Source organism: Treponema sp. R8-4-B8 (assembly GCF_054786175.1).
Genome location: NZ_BDHE01000489.1, coordinates 305,727 through 327,350 on the forward strand (window position 1 = coordinate 305,727; position 21,624 = coordinate 327,350).

A 21,624-nucleotide genomic window follows, 5' to 3' on the forward strand; every position below is an offset into this window, starting at 1 on the left:
TCTATCGAATTTTCTAAAAAAAATGTATAAACTATGTTGACAGTTTTATAGGAACGTATTATTATTGTATATATACAATTTTGCATATATACAATATTGTATATTTTAATTGAATATAGAAAGAGGAGTAAAAAATGAAAAAAATAACAATTAAAGCGGGACCTCCTGTAGAAGGCTCTGATTTTTATGGGAGAGAAAAGGAATTAAAGTACGCTTGGGAATACCACATTTCAAAAGGCGTATCGCTGTTATTATCTGCTCCTCGCAGGGTTGGAAAAACATCATTTTCAAAAAAAATGCTCAAATACGCGGAAAAGAACGGGTGGAAAACCTTGTATCTTGATTTAGAAGGAATAATTACGGAAAATGAATTTGTCAGACTTTTCAAAGAAGAACTAAGATCAGAAACATGGTGGAATAAAGCAGGTAATGCTATTCTTAAAATATTTGAAAGTATAGAAGAATTAAAAATTGCAGGAAGTGAAATTTCATTTAATATCAAAGTTTGGCGCAGTGATACATACGGAAAAATAAAGCAATTAATTGAAAGTACGGAGAAAGTATTAATCGTTATAGACGAATTAACTATTTACCTAAACCATCTGCTAACACAGGAGGATGGCAGAGAAAAAGTTGAATTTTTTTTAGAATGGCTGCGAAGTTTTCGACAAACAACAAAAATTAGTTGGATTTTTTGCAGTTCAGTCGGTATTGAAAATTTTGCTTCAATGCACCAGTTAAGTAAGCATTTGAATGATTTGCATCTTTATCCTATCGGAGCATTTTCGGATGATGAGGCAAAGATTTTTATTTCACGTTTAAATGTTGATAAAAATGTGCAATTTTCAAAAGATCACATACAATATATTCTTGATAAGTTGGTATGGTATTTACCGTTTTTTATTCAAATATTAGTGGAAAAGATTAATTCTTTTGTTTGTGTTGACGGCAAACAACTTTCAAATAACACCATAGACGAAGCTTACAATCGTTTGATAACAGAAAACCATTTTAATACTTGGGATGAACGTTTAAAAGAATACTTTGAATTTGAAGAAAATGCCAGGAAAATTTTAAAATTGTGCGCATTCCCAAATGGCAGAAGCAGAGATGATTTATTACTTAATCTTACCGCTAATAAAGACGAAAAAGAAAATATGGAAGATATGCTGTCCAAATTACTTGAAATGCTTAAAAATGACGGCTATCTTACAGAGCATAATTGCAAATATATTTTCCGTTCTCCGTTATTAAGGGATTTTTGGTATGCCAGATTTATTAAATAAAACTATAAATTTAAGTCAAACAGGATTGTTATACAACCCTCAATTACAAAATGCTGATACCGTTGAAAAATTATTTGTGGAACGGCAAAAACAATTTGAATTTTTGTTGAATAAAATAAATAAAGAAAAAGAAAAAAGCATACCGCAGCATTACCTTATAATAGGACAGCGAGGGATGGGAAAAACTATGCTGCTCAAAAAAATGGAAGTAGAATTGCATAAAGAGCAATATCGACAGCGATTTATTCCTTTACTTTACCGTGAAGAACAATACAATGTAAAAGATCTGGCTGAATTTTGGCTCAATACTTTAGACGCTTTGGCAGATAGTTTACAATCAGAAAAATATCCGGCTCAGATGGTGGCGGATATCGATAAAACTATAATGGAACTGTCAAGAAAACCGCCTAAAATAATTTCAGAAGAAGCATATAAATACTTAATGAAAATTTGTTACGATTTACACCGCAGGCCTGTGTTATTGATAGACAATATAGGATTGATATTAAACAGATTAGATAATAACAATAAAAACAATCCCGAACAATGGGCTTTGCGTAAACTGTTAAGCGCAAACGGAGCGCCTATTGTCGTAAGCGGGGACGTTACCCTTACTGATAATGTCAATATATATGGTATGCCTTTTTTCGATTTTTTCCAAATTCAACAACTTTATAAATTAGATTATGAGGAATTTACAAAGTTAATAATTAATCTTGCAACTGTTACAAACAGTGATAAAAAGATTATTGATTCTATTCAGAAAAACAGTTCTCGCCAAAAATCTTTGCTTAAATTAACAGGCGGCAGTCCGCGTTTAGCGGTAATGTTGTTTGAACAAATTGCCAAAGGTTTTTCCAGTAATATAAACGACGATTTGGAAATATTAGCCGATGCAATTACACCTTTGTATAAAGCGCGGTTTGAAGAATTACCGGCGCAGCAGCAAATTATATTAGATGCGATTGCGTTGAATTGGGATGCAATTTCACTCAATAAACTTTCAATAGCGACACGAATGAAAAATAACCAACTTTCGCCGCAGCTTAAGCGCCTTATTGATGACGGATGGATAGAAACCACTCCTGCTTATAAAGCCAAAGGAAACGCTTATTTTATCAGCGAACGCTTTTTTAATATTTACTACTTAATAAGAAACAGTTCGCGAAGGCATAAAGATAGAATATACTGCTTGTCAAAATTTTTGGAGTGTTTTTACGGAACAGAAGATTTGAAAAAAAAATCTGATGATTTATTAAAACAAGATATTTATTCTTCTGAACAGGAAGGAATATACTTATTAGAATTAAATAAATATGAAGATGCTTTAGTTTGTTTTGACAAAGCAATTGAAATAGATCCAAAATACTCCTTACATAAAACGCTATTTGAATTACATAAAAAGAACAACGGTTTAGCCAGGGAATATTTACTACAGGCATTTGAAATTCTAGAGCAAGAAAATAAAATATCGTCTATTGCAGGAATGTATTGGTGGATAAGATTTGGAGGCGTTGTAAATAAATTAGGTTGCGGTTCATGGTTAATCTCTATTTTAGAAGAAAAAGGCTACAATATTGTTTTATCGCCTTACTATACCGCTATACAAGCATTAGAAATAGAACAACAAGACGGTATAAAAGACGCTGAAACCTACCTTAACAATCGGGCGGTAGAAATAAACAGTCCGGCAAAAGAAATTGTTGAAAAGATGAAAAAATATATGTTGTGATAATCTATAGCATAGCTTTTAAACAACAATACCCTCTTCTTCCCTTTGTACTCTTTGAGATCTTTGTGAGTAATCTTCAAATTGTACATTATTAATATTCCGTCTCTTAAAATACTACAAAACATTGACAATACATTTTTCAAAAAATTGACAAATTTTTCTCACTCTACTTGACTAAATTCTTCATTTTTTATATCCTATCTGAACCGCATATAATGCGCAGGTTGTCTCTTCATGACTTTTGTTTGGGGGCGACTGTTGCCCTTATAGCTCAGTTGGCAGAGCACATCCATGGTAAGGATGAGGTCATCAGTTCGATTCTGATTGAGGGCTGGTGTCAAAAAAAATTGGAAAACGGGGTTTTCCCAAAATATAGAGAGGTTTTATTATGGCGAGCAAAAAGACAGCGGTGGAATTGATAGCCCTTCAGTGCAGTGAATGTAAAAGGCGCAATTATACAACCAGCAAAAACAGGCGTAATATTCAGGAGAAACTGGAATTCAAGAAATACTGTCCTCACGACCGTAAACATACGCTTCACAAGGAGACAAAGATTAAATAAATAGGCGTATAGCTCAGTTGGTAGAGCGGCGGTCTCCAAAACCGCAGGTCGTGGGTTCGAAGCCTACTGCGCCTGGAACAATGTATCTGCCATTGAAACGGCAGATACATTGACGATAAGCGACATTAAAACGTCGCTTATCGCAGCGGTTTACGGTCAGCCTTTGCCGCCTGGCGGCGCGGCTGCCCTACATCTGACCACTTATAAGTGGTCAGACGTCGTAAACCGCCATAAGTATAAATTGATAGGATAAGGAGAATTTGTGAAAAAGATAGTTCAGTTTTTTAAAGAGTCCTATGCGGAACTTAAAAAGGTTGTTTGGCCGGGCAGGGACGATGTAATCAGCTCGGTAAAAGTTGTCGTTATTTCTACAGTTATCATTGCCGCTATTTTAGGGCTGATTGACATGTTGTTGCTCTTGGGCATTAGAACGTTATTCTAGGAAAAGTAAGGTAAATAATGGCTACGGGTTGGTATGTCCTGCATACGTATTCAGGATATGAGAACAAAATAGAAAAAACCATCCGCATGATGACAGATAACGGGGAGTTGGACAAGAACGTCGTCCGTGACGTGAAAGTCCCGTCTGAGGAAGTTGTCGAAGTTAAGGACGGCAAGAAACGCACCCAGACAAGAAAATTCCTTCCCGGATATATTCTTGTGGAAATGGATTTGCCCGACGCGGATATGGGATGGAAAGCTCCATGCACAAAGATTAAAAAAATTCAGGGCGTTACGGGATTTGTAGGCACCCCTTCGGATCGCAAGCCCCAGCCTTTAACAGGCGATGAGGCGCGGGCTATTTTGCAAAAATCGGGTGAAATTAAAGGAGAAAGAACAGTTCGCGCGAGGCAGACTTTTACCGCCGGAGAGCAGGTTAAAATTATTGACGGGCCGTTTGAGTCATTTGTCGGCACAATCGAGGAAGTTAATCAGGAAAAGAATAAATTAAAAGTGATGGTTGGCATATTTGGCAGAAATGCGCCTGTGGAAGTCGATCTTTTACAGGTAGAAAAAGTTTAAAAGTGGAAGCCTGACCACCTGACCACTTAAATCGGTTAAAACCATAATTTAATATGGTAACATCCCGATTTAAGTGGTCAGGTGGTCAGGCGTTAATCCGGTTTGCCGCCGGATACACCACGAAGGAGTAAAAATGGCAAAGAAAAAAATTACGGCTTATGTTAAGCTGCAATGCCCGGCGGGAAAGGCTACGCCCGCGCCGCCCGTAGGACCCGCGTTGGGACCGCACGGGGTCAGCGCCCCGCAGTTTGTCCAGCAGTTTAACGACAAAACAAAGGGTATGGAACCGGGACTCATTATCCCCGTTATCATCACGGTTTATGCGGATAAATCATTTACTTTTATCCTCAAAACTCCGCCCGCTTCGGTCTTGATTAAAAAAGCAATCGGGCTTGATAAGGGATCAAAAGAATCCCACAAGGTTAAGGTCGGCAAAATCTCCAGAAAGCAGCTTGAAGAAATTGGCAAGACAAAGATGGCTGACTTGTCGGCTAACGATCTTGACGCGGCGGTAAAGATCATCGCTGGGACGGCGCGGTCTATGGGTGTTGAGGTGGAAAAATGAAGCACGGAAAAAAATACAAAGAAAGCGCCAAAAAATATAACCCGGCAAACACTTACGAGCTTACTGAAGCGTTAACCCTTGTTAAATCAATGGCTTATGCGAAGTTTGACGAAACTGTGGATCTGTCCGTAAAACTCAACCTTAAAAAGAGCCAAACCGTGCGTGATACGGTGGTTCTTCCGCACCAGTTTAGGGGCGAGAAAAAAGTGCTTGTTTTCTGCAAGCCCGAAAAAGAAAAAGAAGCCCAGGAAGCGGGCGCGACATTTGTCGGCGCAGATGATTTAATCGAAAAGGTAAAGGGCGGATGGACTGATTTTGACGTAGCCGTCGCTACCCCCGATATGATGAAAGATGTCGGCAAGCTCGGTATGGTTTTAGGGCGCAAGGGTCTTATGCCAAACCCAAAAACGGGGACTGTAACCTTTGACCTTAAAGGCACGTTAGCTGAACTTAGAAAAGGCCGCGTGGAATTCAGGGCTGACAAGACTGGCGTTCTTCATCTTGCCGTCGGCAAAATTTCAATGGAACCGTCGCAAGTCGCAGAAAATATTACGACTGTAATGACTGAAGTTAAACGCAAACGCCCCATTGACGTGAAGGGCGAGTTTATTCAATCGGTTTCGGTTGCGTCTACTATGGGGCCCGGCGTGTGGGTCGCCATGAAGGATCAGGAATAGGAGGATAAAATGGCAATAATCGCAAAGAAAATACAGGAAAGCAAGACTAAGGCTATTGGCGAGCTTAAAGAATCCTTGAGCGTCGCTAAAGATTTTATCTTTACCGAGTACCGAGGTCTTACGGTGGAGCAAATCACCAATTTAAGGAAACAACTTCGCGCGAAGGACGTTAAATATAAAGTTATTAAAAACAACTTTGCCCAGATCGCGTTTAAACAGTTGTCGGATCAGGACGTGTCTAAATACCTTGTTGGCCCTACGGCAGTCGCAATTACTCCCAAGGATTCCAACGAAGTAGCCAAGATACTTTTTGACTTTTTAAAAGAAGTTCCCGCCTTGCGCGTAAAAGGCGCGTTGATAAGCAATACCGTATACGACACTGCCCAAACAGAGGCTTTCTCAAAATTGCCCGGCAGGTTGGAACTTATTTCTATGCTTATGTCGGTAATGAACGGCCCCGCGCGCAGCCTTGCCGCCGCGCTCAACGACGTGCCGTCAAGATTGGTGCGTACAGTTAAGGCTGTGGCTGATCAGAAGGCAGGCGCATAAGCGCAAAGTAGTATTCAACCGTCAGGCTTCGGTGAACTTTTTAGTTCTAGCTGCCGTTCCTGTCGGTTTAGATAAATGCCTGCAAGACCGTAGGTTGGGCGGGCAAGCGCTTCGTATGAAGCGTATAACACACATTTAGGAGAAGATAATATGGCAGCCACAAAAGAAGAAATTTTAGAAGCGATTGCGTCCATGACGGTTCTGGAGGTTTCAGAACTGGTAAAAATGATGGAAGAGAAGTTCGGCGTTTCCGCCGCCGCCCCTGTTGCGGTAGCGATCGCCGGAGCCGGCGGTGGAGCGGCGGCTCCCGCGGCGGAAGAGAAAACAGAGTTTAATGTTATTCTCAAAGCATTTGACGATGCCAAGAAAATTGCCGTTATTAAAGAAGTCCGCGCAGTTACCGGTCTTGGCCTTAAAGAGGCAAAAGATCTGGTTGAAGGTGCGCCAAAACCTCTTAAAGAGGGCGTTTCTAAGGAAGAAGCGGCCAAAATCAAGGATGTCGTCACCGCTGCAGGCGGTACTGTTGAGATTCAGTAAGCGTTTTGTTTTCTCATTAAGTTTATTCCACATTGGCGTACTAAGGGAAATTCCTTTGTACGCCTGTGGTTTATTTATTGTATAAATAGCTAAAAATAGTGTATAGTTAAACAGGAAGGGGAAAAAATGGTCAAGGTAAAGCAAGCGGAGAAGCGTCAGTACATTGGGCAAGATATTCAGGATGTGATGGATCTGCCTGATCTTATCGATATTCAAATCCATTCTTACGAACGTTTTTTACAAAGAGAAAAAATCAATAAAAAAGAGAAACCTGCGTCGCAGGGGCTTCAGGAAGTGTTTGAAGCCACCTTCCCCATAATTAGCCCAAACGAGGATATGAAGCTTGAATTTGAACACTACACCTTTGATGAGGACAATATCAAAGTAACCGAATTTGAATGTAAGCAGAAAGGCCTTAATTACGCTGTTCCGCTTAAAGCGCGGATAAATCTTGTTTTCCAGCAGACCGGCGAAATCCGGCAAAAAGATATTTATATGGGCGACATTCCCCTTATGACTGAAAGAGGAACGTTTATCATTAACGGGGCGGAGAGGGTAGTGGTTTCCCAGATACACCGCTCGCCCGGCGTTATTTTTTGTTATGAAAAGGGAGTTTTCTCGTCGCGTATTATTCCCTATCGCGGCAGTTGGATTGAGTTTGAAATCGATCAGAAGCGTGAGCTGATTTACGCTAAGATTGACAGAAAAAAAAGAATCCTTGGAACTATTTTCCTTCGCACTCTTGGTTTTTCATCCAGAGAGGAAATAATCGAAGCTTTTTATGTTACCGAAATTTTAAAAATTAAAGATGACCGTGAAACGAAGGAAAAAATTTCCGGCATGGTTCTTGCCAAGCCCGTTATGGTTAAGGCTGAAAACGGCGCTAAGGGCGAAGAAAGGACGCTCTACAGGGCGGGAGAAAAACTACATCCGCATAATGTTGATGAACTTATTAAAAACGGCGTTAAATCAATTTGTTATATTAATTTTAAAGCCGAGGGTTCCCTCAATTCTACAATGCTGCTTAATTGTTTTGAACGCGAGGATATTAAATTTGTAAAAGAGGCCGGAAGCGAACCTACAAAAGAAGAAGCGTTAATGGCCGTATATTCGGTGTTAATGCCCGGCGAATCCATTACGGTTGATCAGGCGGAAAAAGATTTAATCGGGATGTTCTTCTCCGACCGCCGTTATGATCTTGGCAAAGTTGGCCGTTATAAACTGAATAAAAAGTTTGGGCTTGATCTTCCAGCGAATAAATTTACCCTCTCTAACGACGATATTATAGCCACAATGAAACATCTGATTAAGGTGTATGTCGGCGATGAAAATATTGACGATATCGATCATCTTGGAAACAGGCGCATACGTTCTGTCGGCGAATTAATGGCGAATCAAATGAAGACCGCGTTTAGCCGCATGGAGCGGATTGCAAAGGAACGGATGAGTTTAAAAGAGACCGATACGATTAAACCGCAGGAATTAATTTCCATAAAACCGATTGTTGCGTCGATCAAGGAATTTTTCGGATCGAGCCAGTTGTCTCAGTTTATGGACCAGGTAAACCCGCTTGCAGAACTCACGCATAAGAGGCGGCTTAACGCCCTCGGCCCCGGAGGCCTTTCACGCGACCGCGCAGGTTTTGAAGTGCGTGAAATTCATTACACTCACTACGGCAGAATGTGCCCGATTGAAACTCCTGAAGGGCCGAATATCGGCCTTATTGTCTCTCTCGCAAATTATACCCGCGTTAATGAATACGGATTTTTGGAAACCCCTTACCGTAAGGTGAACAAAGGCATCGCTACAAAAGATATTGAGTATCTCTCGGCAATGGACGAGGATAAATATTACATCGCCCAGGCTTCGGCAAAGGTAAATGACAACGGCTCTTTCGCCGACGATCAAATTTCCTGCAGAAGACAGGGCGATTACATTACCCGCGCTCCAGAGGATATTCAATACATGGACGTTTCTCCCAAACAGATAATTTCCGTATCCGCTTCGCTCATTCCCTTCCTTGAACACGATGACGCGAACCGCGCGTTAATGGGCTCTAACATGCAGCGTCAGGCGGTGCCGCTTGTTTTTCCGGAAGCTCCGCGGGTAGGAACGGGAATGGAAGGGAAGTGCGCTTATGATTCGGGCGTTCTTGTAAAAGCCCGCAGAGGAGGCACTGTTCTTCGCGTAACGTCACAGGAAGTAATTGTAAAGCCTGACAGGGCGGGTACTGTAAAACCCGCGGCGCAGGTTTCGTTAGACGAAAACGGCAACGATGTTTATCAGTTAATTAAATTCCAGAGAACCAATCAGGATACGTGCTACAACCAGCGCCCTATTGTAAAATTGGGCGATAAAATCGTCAGCGGACAGGTAATAGCGGACGGGCCGGCTACCCATAACGGAGAGCTTGCCCTGGGAAGAAATATTCTTGTAGGTTTTATGCCATGGAACGGCTATAACTATGAAGACTCGATCCTTATCTCGCAGCGCGTGGTAAAGGACGATATGTTCACTTCCATTCATATAAAAGAATTTATTACAGAAATAAGGGAAACAAAACTTGGTCCTGAAAAAATCACTCGCGACATTCCCAATACTTCAGAAAAAAGCCTTGACAATTTGGACACGGAAGGAATTATTCGCGTTGGCGCCAAGGTGCGCTCGGGCGATATATTGGTAGGCAAAGTTACGCCAAAGAGCGAGACTGATACTACTCCTGAATTTAAACTGCTCAATTCAATCTTCGGCGAAAAGGCGAAAGAAGTGCGCGATACTTCGCTTAAAGTTCCGCACGGCATAGACGGAACCGTTATCGACATTCAGCGGCTTAAGAGAACTGATCATGACTCTTTAAGCCCAGGCGTTGATGAAGTGGTAAAAGTGTTAATCGCAACAAAGCGCAAACTGCGCGAAGGCGACAAGATGGCAGGCCGCCACGGCAACAAGGGCGTTGTCGCCCGTATTCTTCCTGAGGAAGATATGCCGTTTATGGAAGACGGAACTCCTTTGGATATTTGCCTGACGCCGCTTGGCGTTCCCTCGCGTATGAATATCGGACAGCTTTTAGAGACGGAACTTGGCTGGGCGGGTTCTACTTTGGACGAATGGTATTCAACGCCTGTTTTCCAGTCGCCGTCTACGGAACAAATTGAGGTAAAACTTAAAGAAGCGGGGCTGCCTATAACCAGTAAGGCAGTCTTAAAAGACGGAAGAACAGGCGAAGAATTTATTAATCCGATTTTCTGCGGAATAATCTACTTCCTTAAATTGCACCACCTTGTCGATGACAAGATGCATGCGCGTTCCACAGGCCCGTACTCGCTTGTTACGCAACAGCCGTTGGGTGGAAAAGCGCAGTTTGGCGGCCAGCGGTTAGGTGAAATGGAAGTATGGGCGCTTGAAGCTTACGGGGCGGCAAATACTTTACAGGAACTTTTAACGATTAAATCGGACGATATGACTGGGCGTTCAAAGATTTACGAAGCTATTGTAAAAGGAGAGCCTTCGACAACGGCGGGCATTCCTGAATCATTTAACGTGCTTGTTCAGGAATTGCGCGGTCTTGCGTTGGATCTGTCAATCTTTGACGTAAAAGGAAAACAAATACCGCTCACCGAAAAAGATGAGGAATTGATAACTAAGTCGGGAAGTAATTTCTAAAAGAGGGGAGTAAAATGCGTGATATTCAGGATTTTGATTCGATAAAGATACGGCTGGCCTCGCCGGAAATGATCCGGTCGTGGTCCTATGGCGAAGTAAAAAAACCCGAGACGATTAACTATCGTACGTTGCGACCGGAGAAGGAAGGCCTTTTCTGCGAGCGTATCTTTGGAACCACCAAAGAATGGGAATGTTACTGCGGAAAATTTAAATCGATCCGTTACAAGGGCGTTATCTGCGACCGTTGCGGCGTTGAAGTTACGCACTTTAAAGTCCGCCGCGAAAGAATGGGTCATATTGAATTGGCCGCTCCTGTGTCGCACATCTGGTACTACCGTTCAGTCCCCAGCAGAATGGGTCTTCTTTTGGATCTTCCCACAAGCCAATTAAGGTCCGTTCTTTACTACGAAAAATACATTGTGATTGATTCAGGCGACACCAATTTAAAGAAGGGCCAGCTTCTCTCCGAAGAAGAGTACTACGAAGCGCAAGAACGCTACGGCGGCGGTTTCACCGCGGGAATGGGAGCCGAAGCTATCAGTATTCTTTTGGAAAACTTGAACCTTGATCAAATGGCCGCCGAACTTAGGGCAAAAATGATCGAAAAGGGGGCAAAGAGCGACAAGCGTCTTTTAAAACGCATCGAAATCGTAGAAAATTTCCGCAACTCAAACAACAAGCCGCAGTGGATGATTCTCACCGTGATACCCGTAATCCCCCCCGAATTGCGCCCCATGGTGCAGCTTGACGGCGGGCGCTTTGCGACAAGCGACTTAAACGATTTGTACCGCAGGGTGATAAACCGCAACAACCGTTTAAAAAGACTGCAAGGCCTTAACGCGCCCGACATCATTATCCGCAACGAAAAGCGGATGTTACAAGAAGCGGTGGACGCGTTATTTGACAATTCAAAGAAAAAGAAAGTTGTTAAAGGCTCTTCTAACCGTCCTCTTAAATCAATCAGCGATATGCTCAAAGGAAAGCAAGGGCGCTTCCGCCAGAACTTGCTTGGAAAGCGCGTTGACTATTCGGGGCGTTCTGTAATTACAGTCGGTCCTGATCTTAAAATGTGGCAGTGCGGCATTCCCACAAAAATGGCGCTGGAACTCTTTAAGCCCTTTATAATGAAAAAACTTGTCGATAAGGACGTTGTCTTTAATATTAAAAAAGCAAAAATGCTTGTCGAACAAGAAACGGCTGAAGTCTTCGCTATTTTAGACGAAGTTGTAAAAGAACACCCGGTGCTTCTTAACCGCGCCCCGACTCTGCACAGGCTTGGCATTCAAGCGTTTGAACCGGTGCTGGTGGAAGGCAAATCGATCAAACTTCATCCGTTGGTTTGCCACGCTTTTAACGCAGACTTTGACGGCGACCAGATGGCGGTCCATGTTCCGCTGACGCAGGCGGCGCAGATGGAATGTTGGACATTGATGCTTTCGGCGCGTAACCTGTTGAACCCCGCTAACGGAAAGACAATTGTATTCCCGTCTCAGGATATGGTTTTGGGCATTAACTTCCTTACAAGGATTAAGACCGACGCCAAACGTTCCGGTTCTGAAAAACCTGAAACAAAAAACAGGGTTCCCTATTATTCGTCTCCCGAAGAAGTCCTTATGGCGGTGGAAAGAAAAGCGCTGGACAGGGAAGCGGCAATCCGCGTAAAGCCGCCAAAACTGCCTATTTGGGACAAGGCGGGTAATTTGACAAATCCTGCCGCCGACGGTACGATAATTACTTCCGCGGGAAGGCTTATTTTTAACGAAGAGTTGCCTGAAGATCTTCCGTTTATTAACTATGAGCTTAAAGACAAAGAATTACGCACCCTTGTTGAATATGTGTTCAAAGAAAAAGGCTCATGGACTACCGTTCAAATGCTGGACGCGATTAAATCAACGGGCTACCGTTACGCGACAGTATTCGGCGCGACCATCGGCGTTGACGACATTGTTGTCCCCAAAGAAAAAGCCGAAATGATTGACAAGGCGAATAAAGAAGTCGAGTCAATTCAGAAAATGCATCGGCAGGGGCATATTACCCCTGAAGAGCGCTACAATCAGGTTATTCAGGTTTGGACAAAGGCAAATGAAGACCTTACAAATATTACGATGAAAACCCTTGAATCGGACAGAGACGGCTTTAACTCAATCTACATGATGGCGAACTCGGGCGCTCGCGGAAGCCGTAACCAGATACGCCAGCTTGCAGGTATGCGCGGTCTTATGACGAAGCCGTCGGGCGACATTATCGAGCTTCCTATCCGTTCAAACTTTAAAGAAGGACTTTCGGTCATTGAGTTCTTTATTTCAACTAACGGCGCGCGCAAAGGTCTTGCCGATACCGCCCTTAAAACAGCGGAAGCCGGTTATCTTACGCGCCGTCTTGTAGACATAGCTCAAGACATGGTTGTAAATGAAGACGACTGCGGAACAATTAACGGCACTACATATTCGGCTATCAAACAGGGCGAAGAAATTATCGAGCCGTTAAAAGATCGTATTGTAGGACGTTTTACTCTTGAGCGAGTTAAGCACCCAATTACAGGCGAGCTTATTGTCGATGTAAACGAAGAAATTACTGAAGATATAGCGGCGGCAATTGATTCCGCAGGCGTTGAGTCTGTGCGGATAAGAACGGTTCTTACCTGCGAGGCGAAATATGGCGTTTGTAGAAAATGTTACGGACGCAACCTTGCGACAAACCGAGCGGTGGATATTGGTGAAGCTGTCGGAACAATTGCGGCTCAGTCTATTGGTCAACCTGGTACTCAGCTTACAATGCGTACATTCCATATTGGCGGCGTCGCTACAAAGGTCAGCGAAGAAAGCCGTATCACTTTGAAGTATCCCGTGTTTATAAAAGACGTTGTCGGAACGCACATACAGCTTGATAACGGACATTTTCTTTTTACAAGAAGAGGTCACGCTATTGTAAACAAAGTTATGAGAGAGTATAAACTTGATCATGGCGATAAACTGGTTGCGGTTGACGGAAAGAGAGTCAACAGGGGCGATGTAATTATTATACACGGCGGAGAGGATATTATTTCTCCCGAAATCGCTTACGCCAAAGTTTTAAAAACCAATGACGGAGAGATGTTGTGCCTGATTGGCCAGGATCAAAAAATTGAAATAAGAAACGGCTCCGATTTTGAAGCGCAAAAAGGCAAGGTTGTGGAAGCCGATAAAACCATCGCCACATTCGACCCGTTCTCCGACCCGATTATCGCCGAGGCGAGCGGAATTGTTAAATACGAGGATATTATTCTTGGCTCGACGCTTAAAGAAGAAATTGACGAGGACACTGGCAATACAGAAAAGCGCATAACGGAATTCCAACATGAAAGCAAACAGCCCCGTATCTTTATTGTCGATGACAATGATCATCAGGTTGCGTCATACTTCCTGCCTTCAGGCGCTTACATTCAGGTTGATGAAGGGGAGAGGATTAAAGCGGGACGCACAATAGCAAAAACATTAAAAGAATCGGCAAAAGCTATGGACATTACATCCGGTCTTCCCCGTGTCAATGATCTTTTTGAAGCCCGTAAATCAAAAAGCCCGGCGGTACTCGCGCAGGTTTCAGGGACTGTGTATTTTAAAGACCCTGTGAAAGGCAAGCGAAAAATTTCTATTGTCGATAATTTTGGCAGGGAATTTACGCACCTGATACCGATGAATAAAAGGCTTTTAGTGCGCGATGGCGATACTGTGGAAGCGGGAGAACTGCTCTGTCAGGGCGCTATAAATCCGCATGACGTTCTGTATATCCTCGGCGAAGGAAAATTACAACGTTATCTGATGGATGAAATTCAAAACGTTTACCGTCTGCAGGGCGTATCGATTAATGACAAACATATCGGCGTAATTATCAGGCAGATGATGCGTAAAGTGGAAATTAGATTTGTAGGCGATACAAAATTTATCTACGGTTCTTCTGTGGACAAGTACCGTTTCCACGAAGAAAACGCCCGCGTAATGGCGGAAGGCGGACAGCCTGCAATCGCCCAGCCTATGTTCCAGGGAATAACAAAAGCGTCGCTTAACATTGATTCTTTCCTTTCCGCCGCCAGTTTCCAGGAAACAACCAGAGTGCTTACAAACGCCGCTATCGCAGGTTCAACGGATAATCTTCGCGGTCTAAAGGAAAATATCATCATAGGCCATCCAATTCCAGCCGGAACAGGAATGAAACGTTACCACAATGTTAAGCTCTTCGATGAAGAAAGTCAGGACCTGGATGAATACATGCAGGAAATTCTTGACAGACGCAAACAGGAAGCTGAAGCAATTTCAGGTAACGAAAACACCCAGGAAGAATACAACACTGTTGAAGATTCCGAGGATTAGCGTTGCGGTACCGTATTGATAAAAAAACGGGAAATAAATTATCGGTTCTAAGTTTTGGATGTATGCGTTTTCCAAATAAAATTGGAATTACGGATGTTCTAAAGACGGAAAAACTTATAATGTACGCCATAGAAAAAGGCGTAAATTATTTTGATACGGCATGGGTATATCCTGGCAGTGAAGAGGCATTAGGTTCTGTTTTAAGTAGAAATAACGCGCGTAACAAAGTTTATATCACGACAAAACTTCCGCTAGTAATGCTTAAACCTTCCCGCGATAACAAAATTGATTTTGACAAATATTTAAATCAATCGCTTGAAAGGCTTAAAACAGATTATATTGATTATTACCTGATGCACATGGTTACCGATACTGAACAGTGGAAAAAACTGAAAAGTGCCGGAATTGAAAGTTGGCTGGCGCGGAAAAAAAATGAAGGGCTGATAAAGCACATAGGCTTTTCATTTCATGGACAGGTGAGCGAGTTCTTAAAAATTCTCGGTAATTATGATTGGGAATTGGCATTGATTCAGTACAATTACTTTGACGAAAATTTTCAGGCGGGTGTTACGGGGCTTCGCGCCGCCGCTGTAAAAATGCCCGTTGTGATTATGGAACCGCTTCTTGGCGGAAAACTTGCCGCGGGACTGCCAAAAGAAGCGGTTAAATTATTTAAAAACGCGGATTCGGATTTATCTCCAGCAGGTTGGGCGCTTAACTGGCTTTGGAATCAGAGTGAAGTAACCACAATCCTTTCCGGCATGAATAACATGGATCAACTGAAAGAAAATATCGCCCTAGCGGAGAAATCGTCCGCTGGAATGTTAGACGACGCTAAATTAGCCGTTTACAAGTCGGCTCTTGAAATTATTAAACGCTCCTGTAAAGTGCGATGTACGGGATGTAATTACTGTATGCCATGCCCTGTTGGGGTAAATATTCCCGGTTCTTTTTCAGCGTACAATGCGGTATATTCCATGGGCTATGTAGAAGGAATAAAACAATATGTTACAAGTACCGGATTAACTCAGGAAAAAAGCGGCAGTCCCAGCCTGTGCGTAAAATGCGGCAAATGCGAAACTCACTGCCCGCAAAGTATTCCGATTATGAAGGAACTTGTTACCGTAAAAAAGAAAATGGAACCGCCGATTATAAAATTTATCGGTTTTTGCGCTAGAGCGTTTTTGGGTAAAAAACGCGGAAAATGATTAAATATAATGATAAATCATGAAATTATTTTTATTTTGGGTAAAAATCGCAATTAAAAGAATATTAAGCCTCTTTATTGATTCTCCTGTAACAATTATTTGGGTAATGATAATTATTGCTTCTTTTACATACGCGTTTGCAACAAGGCATATTGTAATAACGCGAGATATTCTAATAATAACAGTACTATTTCTTGTTATTATTTCGTTAGTTAAATCGCTAAAAGAATATAATATGATGCCGTTCTTGATACAATATTCAAAAAGTAAGATTCATAATAAAAATATTTATTTCATGTTCTTTATAAAACAAACTTTTTTAAATAATATATTGCTTATCTTTTTTAATATTATCGCGCTAAAATTTATAAACAATAAAAAATATATAACTATAATGCTAACGGCGACCGTAATATTTTTAACGCTGTCTTTTTTATTAATGTTCTTAAAAAATAACTTTAGAATAAAGAAAACAAATTACAAAGAGATAAAAAGGATAAAAATTAACCCGTTAATAAAAAGCGCATTATATGATTATTTGTCATCTGACTTTGTTATATCATCGTTATTTTGCATAATAATATTTATAGCATTTATTATTAATATAGCTAAAGATATAAATAATATTTATGAATTAAAAAATACTTCCGCTATTTTTATTATGATAACAATTATTTTTTCCGTTGGATTTTCGGGTATTATAGGTTCAATACCAAATATTAACTGGAAGTTTCAGGCTATTATTTCTCCAAATAACGTTAAATATCATTTAAAAAGGACATTTCTTATTCTTGCCGTATTTTTTGGCTGGTTAATATTACTTTTTGTGATCTTTGGCAGTTATATTAATATAACGCTTACAATAAAGTATTTGTATTGTATTTTTATGGTATTATTTACAACAGTTAATATCTCTTTTTCAATTGCCAATGTTATAATAAAAATATTTATTATTACAATTAATACTTTATTAACTGTTTGGATTAGTACATTGTCAATTGGTTTCTTGCCAATTTTATTAATTCCGGTAATAATTACGTTTATAAAGGCAAAGAATGAATATAGGGAGTGGTCTTTATTATGATTATATGCGAAAACCTTTCTAAAATATTCAATTCAAATTCGGGCATTAAAAATGTTAATCTTCAATTTTCGTCTGGAATTATCTATGGTATTATAGGTTACAATGGCGCCGGAAAAACAACATTACTTAACTGTATCGAAGGCCTATATATTCCGACATCGGGGTTTGTCTCCCACGATAATGTTAAAACAACAAATGATAAAGATTTTTTACCTTATCGCAGAAAAATTGCTTTTTTGCCAAACGATGATTATCTATATCCATATTTAACATGTATAGAAAATATTGAATTAGCGACAATCTTAAGAACAGGAAAAAATAAGTTATTGAATGAAACAGAAGAATTAATACGCTATTTTGAAATAAATAAATATATTCATAAAAAGTTTAAGGAATGTTCTACAGGAATGAAAAAGAAGGTACAGTTAGTAATCAGCCTGATTGGAGAAATTGACACCATTATTTGGGATGAGCCGAATGACGGTCTTGACATAGTTTCAAATATGAAAATAAAGAATCTTCTTAAACATTATAAAAGCAATAATGTTACGATACTATTTTCCAGCCATGTCCTTGAGTTTTTAAATAATTTCGCAGATCATTGCATTTTATTAAATGAAGGTAATATTATCGAAAATAAATCCGTACATGATATTGGTTCATTGGAAACATTGTTTCTTAATAATTTGCCGGAAGATACTTTATCTATAAATTTATAGTACATAGTTTTGCCTTGTCTATGAAACAAAATCTTTAGGCATACGTCTTGTTATAACTTGATAATAAAGCGGCAAATAGTATAATCATTCTCTTTGCTTTACGCTACTCATGTAATTTCTCGCTAATTTCCACACTTCTTTTCTCTTTGTGTCCTTCTCTTCCTTTGTGCTCTTTGTGTGAAATTTCTTCAAAATATTTTCATTTTCGGTCAAGCAAAATGGCAAGTCCGCGCCATATATAGGTGGAGGTTTTTATGAAACATTTATTTGTTTTTTTACTGATTATTGTTATCTGCAGCTGCGCGGCGTTCAATGTAAAGCGCGGCTCGGACCAAGGAGATGGAGAAATCCTTGAAGGAGTAGGGCAGGGGTTTCGAGGGCCTATATCAGTGCAAGTGCGCCTGAACGATGGCAGTATTACGGAGATTGAAATTGTCGATTCTGCGGAAGATCGCTTTGTAGGAGGGGCCGCTATGGAAGAATTGCTCGATCTTGTGATAATGTACAATTCCACGGATATTGACGCAGTTTCAGGCGCGACAGAGACAAGCGAGGGCTTTTTAGAGGCGGTGAGAAATGCTATACTTAAACAATGATTTTTACAAAAGATTCACGATGTTTGAATCTTCGATATGTTAATTTTCTTTTTAAACAGCTATTTTTGGCGGTTTGCTTACTATTACTTTCTCTTTTTTCCTGTGAAACTAAAAAGTCCAGAGTAACTGATGAATCTGTTCAAAATAATATAGAGTTAGAAGCTCAGGAAGATGAGACAGTTATTGAAGATAAAAATAAAAGTGAAAATGATCCTATTACGCGCGATCTTTTAAAAATCATGAATGGAGACCCTTACCTTTGGATTCTTGTTGATAAGAAAAACCCGATTGGCGACTATGAGCCAACTGATCTTGTCGTTTTAAAAAGCGCTAATTACGATAATACTGCCGGTATTCAACTTAGGGAAATCGCCGCCGCTTCGCTGGAAGAAATGGCTGTCGCCGCGCGGAAGGACGGAGTAAAGCTGGTTGTCAGCTCGGCTTACCGCTCTCGTTCATATCAGGCTAACCTTTACGACCGTTATGTAAAAACGATGGGTCAGGAAGCGACGGACAGAGTATCCGCCCGTCCCGGTTACAGCCAACACCAGTTGGGGCTTATCGTCGATTTTTATCCCGTTGACAACGTTTTTGCCAAATCAGCCGAAGGCGTCTGGGTTAAGGCAAACGCTTCCAAATACGGCTGGTCCCTCTCATATCCCGACGGTTTGGAAAGCTTGACAGGTTATAGCTGGGAAAGCTGGCATTACCGTTATGTAGGCAAGGAACTTGCGGAATTTATCGATAAATATTTTGACGGCATACAACAAAACGCGCTTGTGTATATTCACGAATGGGAGCAAAAAAGGGCTTTTTAATTACAGTAAAAAATGTTATACTAAAAAAATGAATAACTGTTTATTTTGTAAAATAATCGCGGGAGAAATCCCAAGCAAGAAACTTTACGAAGACGATGAAATGCTCGCCTTTTACGACATAAACCCTATGGCTCCCGTGCATTTTCTGGTTATCCCTAAAAAACACATTGAAAACTTGTTCGTTATGGACGAGGCTGACGCAGCCCTTGTAGGCCGCTTGTTTCTAAAAGCGAGGGAACTTGCCAAGGAGCAGGGATGTGAAGAAAAGGGAGGGCGTTTTGTCATTAACGCGAAAACGGACGGAGGGCAAACGGTTGATCATCTGCACATTCATTTTCTTGGAGGCCGCGCGCTTGGCTGGCCTCCCGGCTGAAGGACGGGGATAAAATGGCTGTTGAAAAACATATCAACTTTTTTGAACTTCAGAAAGCATGTGAAAAACCGGGATGCCCCCTGTGTACGCTAGTGAAGGAACGCGCGTTCAAATACATAGACAACACGTTATTTGAGCATGTCGCCGACCGCGGTTTTCGCGCCCTATTCCGCTCCGCGGGAGGTTTTTGTTCTTTTCATTCAAGGGGGCTTGTGTCTTTCCGCGACGGTCTTGCGGTCGCAATATTAAGCCGTGACATTCTTGAAGACCGCATTGTTTCCTTTGAAAAGAAACTCCCGTGGCGCCCCAAAGGACGCTGCCCCGTCTGTATTGAAAGAGAAAAGATCGAAAAGGAGTATCTTGATTTTTTATGTGAATCAGGCGGCAATTCTAGCGAAGAGCAGGAATTGCGAACATTTTTTACTTCTTCTGACGGTTTGTGCGCTCCCCATTACGCAGGGCTTTTATTTGCGCCAAAGGGTCTAAAAAGAACAGTCCCCGCGTGGATTAAAAATTTTCAGGAGCATAAATTTAAAGAACTTAAAAAAAGACTGGACGTGTTTATCGAACTTTCCGCCTACGGCAGACAGAAAGAATTTGCCGCGCTTAGCGAAAAAGATCAGGTTGTGTGGAAAGAAGCCGCGGCTTATTTGTCGGAGAATATTGAATAGGAAAATTATCTGCCCATTTTCTCAATAACAGGAACTAACGCCTTAAAGCGGATAACCTTGCCTCCTCCGTTCGCTCTGTGACGGTATCTTTCTCCATCGTCGGCAAAGTTAAAATCTTCTCCTATGAACGGGGCAAAACGTTTTTGCGTCCAATGAAGCGAAGGGTCTTTTAATGAAGCGGACGGGTTGGAGGGATCAAAGTAAATAAATGATTCGTGAACTCCGCGTTCTTCGGGCAGAGAAAAATTATTGCAGTGCAGATAACGTATCACGCCTTTTTTAAAATCAATTGACTGTATAATCGCGGAGTGTACCACTTCGCCGTCAACGTCGCGGAAAAGCATAACGTCGGCGGGGCGGAGGTTGCGTATTTCATCTGGCACCTGGATTATTTGGGAGTTTTTAGAACTGAAAAATGAAGTGCCGATAAATTGAGAATAATTCGCGCGGCCGGATACGCCAAGGGCTGAACTTAACGCCCTGCCTAAGTCAACTCCGCCCTTTCGCGCCGTGTAAGAAAGAACATGCCACACAAAACCGGAACAGTCCATTCCAACAAGGCCGATGCAGTAAATATAATTGTATACGTCGCTTTCCCTGGCTCCCCGTCCTGAAGTCAGCACGTAGGGGCGGTGAGGAAGGCCGGAAAATAAATCAGTTTTTAATCTCGCGATAATAAAAAGATCAGATGACATGCTCCATGTTCTTTCTACTAAATCAAAAATAATTACTTTTTCATGTCCGGAAGAAAGGGCTTTTATATATTCCGCAAATTCTTCTGAGTCCAATATGTCTTCGATAATAGGCCATAAAGTTTCCGGTTTTCCCTTGCCGTCTTCAATAAAATTTATGGGAGTTTTCAGTAAAATATCGCGTTCAGTGTTCATCGCGAAAGGAATGCGGATATTCATCACCCTGCCGTCGATGATCTTTGTCCTTATACACTGCCTGTACGCTTCTTCAATGATCATTTCTACGCCGTTGCCCCAAAGACGGGCCGGATCTGAAAAAGAGGCAAGCTGATTGGTTTGCGCCGACATGAATCCTGAGTTAAAGATAAAGAGTATTATTAACGCTGACCTGGCGTAAAAACAACCGGACATATTACTTCCTGTTATTAATTTTATATTAATTTTACGGAATTTTCAATAAGCGCAATTTACACAGGCATGACCCGTGTCCTATGCTTGACAGATTTGTTTGCAAAGTGCAAAA

Annotated in this window: 20 protein-coding genes and 2 tRNA genes; 21 read left to right on the top strand and 1 reads right to left on the bottom strand. The window is 41.3% G+C overall.

Translation table 11 applies throughout. The features are described 5' to 3' along the window. Positions 1 to 134 precede the first annotated feature (134 nt). The 21 genes from ACYVRA_RS16655 (at position 135) to ACYVRA_RS16755 (ending at position 20,409) form a co-directional block, all read left to right on the top strand. Positions 135 to 1,286 (top strand): ATP-binding protein, encoded by a 1,152-nt coding sequence (locus ACYVRA_RS16655; protein ID WP_461253859.1) that lies wholly within the window; start codon positions 135 to 137, stop codon positions 1,284 to 1,286. After that, on the top strand, positions 1,267 to 3,018 hold the full coding sequence (locus ACYVRA_RS16660; protein WP_461253860.1) for a hypothetical protein: 1,752 nt from the start codon (positions 1,267 to 1,269) through the stop codon (positions 3,016 to 3,018). The genes ACYVRA_RS16655 and ACYVRA_RS16660 overlap by 20 nt, the downstream gene beginning before the upstream one ends. A gap of 260 nt (positions 3,019 to 3,278) precedes the next feature. Further along, positions 3,279 to 3,351 (top strand) — tRNA-Thr (locus ACYVRA_RS16665). A gap of 55 nt (positions 3,352 to 3,406) precedes the next feature. Further along, positions 3,407 to 3,580, top strand: coding sequence for a 50S ribosomal protein L33 (rpmG, locus tag ACYVRA_RS16670; protein WP_461253861.1), 174 nt, complete (start codon positions 3,407 to 3,409; stop codon positions 3,578 to 3,580). 2 nt (positions 3,581 to 3,582) lie between these two features. Then, positions 3,583 to 3,655 (top strand) — tRNA-Trp (locus ACYVRA_RS16675). 34 nt (positions 3,656 to 3,689) lie between these two features. Continuing rightward, positions 3,690 to 3,833: a hypothetical protein gene (locus ACYVRA_RS16680; protein WP_461253862.1), complete on the top strand. Its 144-nt coding sequence runs from the start codon at positions 3,690 to 3,692 to the stop codon at positions 3,831 to 3,833. 9 nt (positions 3,834 to 3,842) lie between these two features. Next, positions 3,843 to 4,022: a preprotein translocase subunit SecE gene (gene secE / locus ACYVRA_RS16685; RefSeq protein WP_461253863.1), complete on the top strand. Its 180-nt coding sequence runs from the start codon at positions 3,843 to 3,845 to the stop codon at positions 4,020 to 4,022. A gap of 17 nt (positions 4,023 to 4,039) precedes the next feature. Then, positions 4,040 to 4,603: a transcription termination/antitermination protein NusG gene (gene nusG, locus ACYVRA_RS16690; RefSeq protein ID WP_461253864.1), complete on the top strand. Its 564-nt coding sequence runs from the start codon at positions 4,040 to 4,042 to the stop codon at positions 4,601 to 4,603. A 133-nt stretch (positions 4,604 to 4,736) separates the two neighbouring features. Further along, positions 4,737 to 5,168, top strand: coding sequence for a 50S ribosomal protein L11 (gene rplK / locus ACYVRA_RS16695; RefSeq protein ID WP_461253865.1), 432 nt, complete (start codon positions 4,737 to 4,739; stop codon positions 5,166 to 5,168). Next, complete coding sequence (rplA, locus tag ACYVRA_RS16700) at positions 5,165 to 5,845, top strand: 50S ribosomal protein L1 (protein ID WP_461253866.1); 681 nt, start codon at positions 5,165 to 5,167, stop codon at positions 5,843 to 5,845. The genes rplK and rplA overlap by 4 nt, the downstream gene beginning before the upstream one ends. Positions 5,846 to 5,854: 9 nt before the next feature. Continuing rightward, positions 5,855 to 6,394: a 50S ribosomal protein L10 gene (gene rplJ / locus ACYVRA_RS16705; RefSeq protein WP_461253867.1), complete on the top strand. Its 540-nt coding sequence runs from the start codon at positions 5,855 to 5,857 to the stop codon at positions 6,392 to 6,394. A 150-nt stretch (positions 6,395 to 6,544) separates the two neighbouring features. Further along, a complete protein-coding gene (gene rplL / locus ACYVRA_RS16710) occupies positions 6,545 to 6,931 on the top strand; it encodes a 50S ribosomal protein L7/L12 (protein WP_461253868.1) in 387 nt (128 codons plus the stop codon). Between the two features lie 126 nt (positions 6,932 to 7,057). Further along, positions 7,058 to 10,594, top strand: a complete 3,537-nt coding sequence (gene rpoB, locus ACYVRA_RS16715) for a DNA-directed RNA polymerase subunit beta (RefSeq protein ID WP_461253869.1) — start codon at positions 7,058 to 7,060, stop codon at positions 10,592 to 10,594. 14 nt (positions 10,595 to 10,608) lie between these two features. Further along, positions 10,609 to 14,940 (top strand): DNA-directed RNA polymerase subunit beta', encoded by a 4,332-nt coding sequence (gene rpoC / locus ACYVRA_RS16720; RefSeq protein WP_461253870.1) that lies wholly within the window; start codon positions 10,609 to 10,611, stop codon positions 14,938 to 14,940. Positions 14,941 to 14,942: 2 nt separating this feature from the next. Beyond that, on the top strand, positions 14,943 to 16,148 hold the full coding sequence (locus ACYVRA_RS16725) for an aldo/keto reductase (protein ID WP_461253871.1): 1,206 nt from the start codon (positions 14,943 to 14,945) through the stop codon (positions 16,146 to 16,148). Between the two features lie 19 nt (positions 16,149 to 16,167). Then, the gene (locus tag ACYVRA_RS16730) at positions 16,168 to 17,232 is read left to right on the top strand and encodes a hypothetical protein (RefSeq protein ID WP_461253872.1); all 1,065 of its coding nucleotides are present in this window, start codon (positions 16,168 to 16,170) and stop codon (positions 17,230 to 17,232) included. Beyond that, on the top strand, positions 17,229 to 17,951 hold the full coding sequence (locus tag ACYVRA_RS16735) for an ABC transporter ATP-binding protein (protein ID WP_461253873.1): 723 nt from the start codon (positions 17,229 to 17,231) through the stop codon (positions 17,949 to 17,951). The genes ACYVRA_RS16730 and ACYVRA_RS16735 overlap by 4 nt, the downstream gene beginning before the upstream one ends. Positions 17,952 to 18,205: 254 nt before the next feature. Further along, positions 18,206 to 18,547, top strand: coding sequence for an FMN-binding protein (locus ACYVRA_RS16740; protein ID WP_461253874.1), 342 nt, complete (start codon positions 18,206 to 18,208; stop codon positions 18,545 to 18,547). Beyond that, positions 18,544 to 19,365 carry a M15 family metallopeptidase gene (locus ACYVRA_RS16745; RefSeq protein WP_461253875.1) on the top strand — a complete coding sequence of 274 codons (822 nt, stop codon included), beginning with the start codon at positions 18,544 to 18,546 and terminating at the stop codon, positions 19,363 to 19,365. Before ACYVRA_RS16740 ends, ACYVRA_RS16745 begins: the two co-directional genes overlap by 4 nt. Before the next feature lie 28 nt (positions 19,366 to 19,393). After that, positions 19,394 to 19,738 carry a histidine triad nucleotide-binding protein gene (locus ACYVRA_RS16750; RefSeq protein ID WP_461253876.1) on the top strand — a complete coding sequence of 115 codons (345 nt, stop codon included), beginning with the start codon at positions 19,394 to 19,396 and terminating at the stop codon, positions 19,736 to 19,738. Between the two features lie 14 nt (positions 19,739 to 19,752). Further along, positions 19,753 to 20,409: a DUF6062 family protein gene (locus ACYVRA_RS16755; protein WP_461253877.1), complete on the top strand. Its 657-nt coding sequence runs from the start codon at positions 19,753 to 19,755 to the stop codon at positions 20,407 to 20,409. Positions 20,410 to 20,414: 5 nt separating this feature from the next. On the opposite strand, the gene ACYVRA_RS16760 is transcribed toward ACYVRA_RS16755, so the two are convergent. After that, positions 20,415 to 21,512 carry a peptidoglycan endopeptidase gene (locus ACYVRA_RS16760; protein ID WP_461253878.1) on the bottom strand — a complete coding sequence of 366 codons (1,098 nt, stop codon included), beginning with the start codon at positions 21,510 to 21,512 and terminating at the stop codon, positions 20,415 to 20,417. Positions 21,513 to 21,624: the final 112 nt, after the last annotated feature.